We start from the raw sequence: 5,165 nt of genomic DNA on the forward strand, positions 1-5,165 counted from the left end.
CACCCGCCGTCCGTCCGATCGTCAGGCGCTCATGACCAGTGGCGGTTTCAGCCGTACATCGGTGCTGCCCCGTGCGGTGTGCTGGTCGGCCCAGGTGAGCAGGGCGCTGCGGCAGGCGTGGTCGAGGTGGCGCAGTTCGCTCCAGTCGAGGTCGACCGCGCGGTCCGTCGGCAGCGACTCCAGCGTGTCCAGCAGGCGGGGCAGCCGCAGGAAGGTGGCGTTGCCGCTCAGCCGGACCTGCAGCGGTCGACCGTCACCGTCGTCGGTGAGATCGATGTGCAACCGGGAGGTCTGCCAGGCGCTCTTGGCGACGGCGAGGGCCACCCCGAGCAGCACGCCCTCGAAGAGGTTGGTGACGACGATCGCGCCGGCGGTGGCCGCCAGCACCACGACCTCGCCGCGGTGTGCCCGCCACAGGTCCGCGCCCTGCCGCAGCGGGATCAGCTTGCCGCCGGCGTGGATGAGGACGCCGCCGAGGACGGCGAGCGGGATCAGCCCCAGTGCGGCGGGCAGCAGTGCGGCGAACAGCAGCAGCCAGACACCGTGCAGGACGCGGGAGGTCCTGGTCCGGGCGCCGGCCTGGACGTTGGCGGCGCTGCGGACGATCACGGCGGTCATCGGCAGCGCGCCGAGCAGCCCGCACAGGGCGTTGCCGACGCCCTGGGAGGTGAGCTCCCGGTCGTAGTCGGTGCGGCGTCCGTCGTGCATCTGGTCGACCGCGGCGGCGCTGAACAGGCTCTCGGCGGAGGCGATGACGGCGAACGCGAGCACGGTGCCGAGGCCCGCCGCGCTCGCGACGGCCCCGAAGCCGTCCACGGTCGGGACGGCGACGGCGCCGAGCAGGCCGTCCACGTCCACCCTGGGGACGTCCAGGTCGAACAGCGCGGTCGCACCGGCGGCGAGGGCGACCGCCGCCAGCGGGGCGGGCACCGCGCGGACGGGGCCGGGCAGCTTCTTCCAGCACATCAGCAGGGCCACCGTGGCGGCGGGCATGAGGACGGCGGTCATCGCGGCCCGGCCGGTCAGCCAGTCGCCGAGCAGCGCGGGGAGCCCGGCCACCTTGGCGGGGCCGGTGCCCGGCGCGGACCGGCCCGAGACGGCGTACAGCTGGCCGAGGATCAGGATGAGGCCGATCCCGGCGAGCATGCCGTGGACGACCGACAGGGAGATCGCGCGGAACCAGCGGCCCATCCGCAGCAGGCCCATCGTGACCTGGAGGACCCCGGCGGCGAGGACGAGGGGCCCCAGGGAGGCGAGCCCGAACTGCTGGACGGCGTCGTAGACGAGAACGGTCAGTCCGGCGGCCGGCCCGCTGACCTGGAGGCTGCTGCCGGGGAGCAGGCCGACGACCAGGCCGCCGACGATGCCGGTGATCAGGCCGCGTTCGGCCGGCACGCCGGAGGCGACGGCGACGCCCACGCAGAGCGGGACGGCCACCAGGAAGACGACCAGCGAGGCGGGCAGGTCCTGGCGCCAGTGCGCGAAGGGGCCGCGCGGCGCGGACGCGGCGGAACCGTCGGAGCCGTCGGGAACCCGGTTGCGGCCACGGAGCCCGGAGCGGTCGGGGATGCGGTTGCGGTCGGGCGTGTTCACAGCGGCAGGAACCCCCGGTCCGAGCCGGCCAGGACGGTGCCGGTGTGCACCTCGTAGTACCAGCCGTGCAGGCGCAGGGTGCCCTCCGCCAGGCGGCGGGTCACGCCCGGGTAGGTGTGCAGTCGGTCGAGCTGGGCGAGCACGTTGCGCTGCACCGGCCCCGCGACGTCCGCCTCCTGGTCGTGGGCCGGAACGGGGGCGAGGTGGCGGGTGGGCGGAGCGGCGTGTTCGAGCCAGGTCCGCACGGCGGGGACGGGGGCCAGGTCCTCGGCCCGGACGAGGGCGCCGATGGCCCCGCAGTGGGAGTGCCCGCAGACGATGATGTCGGGGACCCTGAGGATGTCGACGGCGTACTCGATGGTGGCCGCCTCACCGCTGGGGGCGGTGGTGTCGTAGGCGGGGACGATGTTCCCGGCGGTGCGCAGCTCGAACAGCTGCCCGGGGCGGGATCCGGTGATCAGGGCCGGAACCACGCGGGAGTCGGAGCAGGTGATGAACAGGGCTTCGGGGGCCTGCCCGGCCGAGAGCCGGCCGAGGTCGTGGCCGCTGGTGGCGAGCCGGTGCGGGAAGACGCGGGCGTGCGTCACGAGGGACTGCATGAGAGGTCTCCTTCTGCCCGCCCGGGTGGTGCCGGGCGGGGAGCTGCTGTCATGGGGCAGCGGCGGGCTGACGCGGGTGCGGCGGAGCGGTGCGCCGGTCCGGGCCGCGGATCGTCGGCCGAGGGCATGGCGGGGCCGCGCGTGCCCGTACCGGGCGCGCGCCGGATCGCGTGCGGGGAGCGTCAGCTCGCGGGAGCTGTCAGCAGCGGAACACCTGGAGGCGCGCGAGCGCGGCCGGTCTCGACCCGTTCGCTTCCGGTACCGGCCCGGTGGGCACCGTGGCGGGTGTGGCCGCGACGCCGGTGCCGACGGGGGCGAGGAGGGCCGTGCGGACGGCCGTGCCGCCGCACGCGCGGTGGCGGACCGCGGCCCGGCCGGTCAGGGCCTCCGCGGCGTGGTGGGCCTTGCAGGTCGGGTCCCCTTCGGCAGCCGCCGCGGGTTTCGGCAGCGGCTCGGCGGCGTACGCCTGGGCGCCGGTCCCGAGGACGGCGAACAGGGCCGAGACGAGCGCGGCGAAGAGAAGGGCGAGCCGCTTGCCGCGCGAGATGCGCCGTGCCGTCACCGCCGCCTCCCCTCGGGCCCGTTGCCGATCACCGTTGTCCCCCAGCGTACCGACGGTGTGTAACCACGACGTTAGCTCCGGGCTCCGCCGAGGTGAGATTTCCCCAACATCGCGTGAAGGTTCTGTCGGGGCCAATCGAGCCTCGTCCACAGGAATATGAGGATCCGTCATCAATTTTCGGAAGCCGCGGCCGATGCAGTAGCTGTCGGCGCCTCGGCCGAGGGAATCCGCTGGCCGGGCGGTGGACCCGCCGTCATGATGCGGACATGCGTACCTTCGAAGAGCTGATCGCCGAGGCGGAGTCCGTGTCCGTGGACGGCTGGGACTTCTCCTGGCTGGAGGGCCGGGCGACCGAGGAGCGGCCCTCCTGGGGTTACCAGCGGCTGCTGGCCGGACGGCTGGGTGCGGCGACGGCGGCGCTGGACGTCCAGACCGGCGGGGGCGAGGTGCTCGCGGGCGCCGTACGGCTGGGCGGGCGGCCGCCCGTGCTCGCGGCCACCGAGTCCTGGCCGCCCAACCTGGCCCGCGCCACGCGGCTGCTGCACCCGCTGGGCGCGGTGGTGGTCGCGGACCCGGACGAGCCGCCGCTGCCGTTCGCCGACGGTTCCTTCGACCTGGTCAGCAGCCGGCACCCGGTGCGGGCCTGGTGGACGGAGATCGCCCGGGTGCTGCGCCCCGGTGGCACGTACTTCGCCCAGCACGTCGGCCCGGCGTCGGTCTTCGAGCTGGTCGAGTACTTCCTCGGGCCGCAGCCGGAGGCACGGGAGGGCCGCCGCCCCGAGGTGGAGAGTGCCGAGGCGCGGGCGGCCGGGCTGGAGGTGGTGGACCTGCGGTCCGAGCGGCTGCGGACGGAGTTCCGGGACATCGGCGCGGTGGTGTACTTCCTGCGCAAGGTGGTCTGGATGGTCCCGGGCTTCACCGTCGAGGCCCACCGGGACCGGCTGCGCGAGCTGGACGGGCGGATCCGCGCCGACGGGCCGTTCGTCGCCCACTCGGCGCGCTTCCTGATCGAGGCGCGCAAGCCGTAGCCGGGCCGGGCCGGCCCGCCCGCCCGCCGGGAGGAAGCCCGGCGGGCGGGCACCGGCCCTCAGGACTGCGTGACCAGGTCCAGGTAGGTGTCGTGCCAGAGGTCCTCGTCGCCGTCCGGGAGGAGGAGCACGCGGTCCGGCCGGAGCGCCTCGATGGCGTCCGGGTCGTGGGTGACCATCACGATCGCGCCGGGGTAGCCGCCGACCGCGGCCAGGACCTCCGTGCGGGAGGCCGGGTCGAGGTTGTTGGTCGGCTCGTCGAGCAGCAGCACGTTGGCGCCGGAGTGCACCAGGGCGGCCAGGGCGAGCCGGGTCTTCTCGCCGCCGGACAGCACCCCGGCGGGCTTGTCGGCGTCGTCGCCGCGGAAGAGGAACGCGCCCAGCACGTGCCGCAGTTCGCCGTCGGTCAGGCCGGGCGCGGCCGCGGCGAGGTTGTCGCGCACGCTGAGCGCCGGGTCGAGGGTGTCGTGCTCCTGGGCGAAGTAGCCGAGCCGCAGGCCGGTGCCGGGGACGACGCGGCCGGTGTCCGGGGCCTCCCGGCCGGCCAGGACGCGCAGCAGGGTGGTCTTGCCGGCTCCGTTCGGGCCGAGCACGACCAGCCGGCTGCCGCGGTCCACGGCGAGGTCCAGGCCGGTCAGCACCGGCCGGCCGCCGTAGGACTTGGCGAGGCTGATCGCGCCCAGCGGCATCCGGCCGCACGGGGCGGGCTCGGGCAGCCGGATCCGGGCGGTGCGCTCGGCCTGCCGGACGGGTTCGAGCTCGGCGAGCATCCGGTCGGCCCGGCGGGCCATGCTGCGGGCGGTGGTCGCGGTGGCGACGTTGGCCCGCATCCGGTCGGCCTGGGTGTGCAGGGCGGCGGCCTTGCGCTCGGCGTTGGCGCGCTCCCGGGTGCGGCGGCGCTCGTCGGCGGCGCGCTGGTTCAGGTAGGTCTGCCAGCCGGTGTTGTGGACGTCGATCGTGGCGCGCTGCGGGTCCAGGTGGAAGACCCGGTTGACGGTCTCCTCGAGCAGTCCGAGGTCATGGCTGATCAGGACCAGTCCGCCGCGGTGGGTGGCGAGGAAGCCGCGCAGCCAGGCGACGGAGTCGGCGTCCAGGTGGTTGGTCGGCTCGTCCAGCAGCAGGGTGCCGTGGTCGGCGAACAGGATGCGGGCCAGCTCGACCCGGCGGCGCTGACCGCCGGAGAGCGTGCCGACGGGGGAGTCCATCACCCGGGTGGGCAGGCCGATCCCGGCCGCGATCCGGGCCGCCTCGGCCTCGGCGGCGTAGCCGCCCCGGGACTGGAACCCGGCCTCGGCCCGGACGTACGCGTCCATCGCCCGGCGCTCCTCGGCGGGCGACCCGGCCCGGGCCATCGCGGCCTCGGCGGCGCGTACGGCGCGGACG

General features: G+C 75.4%; 5 protein-coding genes. 1 reads left to right on the plus strand and 4 read right to left on the minus strand.

The features are described from left to right. Window positions 1-21: 21 nt before the first annotated feature. The 3 genes from AE652_RS19930 to AE652_RS19940 form a co-directional block, all read right to left on the minus strand. Window positions 22-1,593 (minus strand): SulP family inorganic anion transporter, encoded by a 1,572-nt coding sequence (locus AE652_RS19930; protein ID WP_082345848.1) that lies wholly within the window; start codon window positions 1,591-1,593, stop codon window positions 22-24. Then, a complete protein-coding gene (locus tag AE652_RS19935) occupies window positions 1,590-2,192 on the minus strand; it encodes a carbonic anhydrase (RefSeq protein ID WP_049653421.1) in 603 nt (200 codons plus the stop codon). Before AE652_RS19935 ends, AE652_RS19930 begins: the two co-directional genes overlap by 4 nt. Before the next feature lie 199 nt (window positions 2,193-2,391). Continuing rightward, entirely contained in the window at window positions 2,392-2,754 is a 363-nt protein-coding gene (locus tag AE652_RS19940; protein WP_049653423.1) for a hypothetical protein, read from the minus strand. Between the two features lie 266 nt (window positions 2,755-3,020). On the opposite strand from AE652_RS19940, the gene AE652_RS19945 reads away from it, so the two are divergent. Continuing rightward, window positions 3,021-3,782, plus strand: coding sequence for a class I SAM-dependent methyltransferase (locus tag AE652_RS19945; RefSeq protein ID WP_049653425.1), 762 nt, complete (start codon window positions 3,021-3,023; stop codon window positions 3,780-3,782). Window positions 3,783-3,841: 59 nt separating this feature from the next. Here AE652_RS19945 and AE652_RS19950 read toward each other — a convergent pair. Next, window positions 3,842-5,165, minus strand: a 1,324-nt coding sequence (locus AE652_RS19950; RefSeq protein ID WP_049653428.1) for an ABC-F family ATP-binding cassette domain-containing protein, incomplete at its 5' end; no start/stop codon positions are given.

Origin of the sequence: Kitasatospora sp. MY 5-36, from assembly GCF_001182915.1 — a bacterium.
Lineage (GTDB): Bacteria > Actinomycetota > Actinomycetes > Streptomycetales > Streptomycetaceae > Kitasatospora.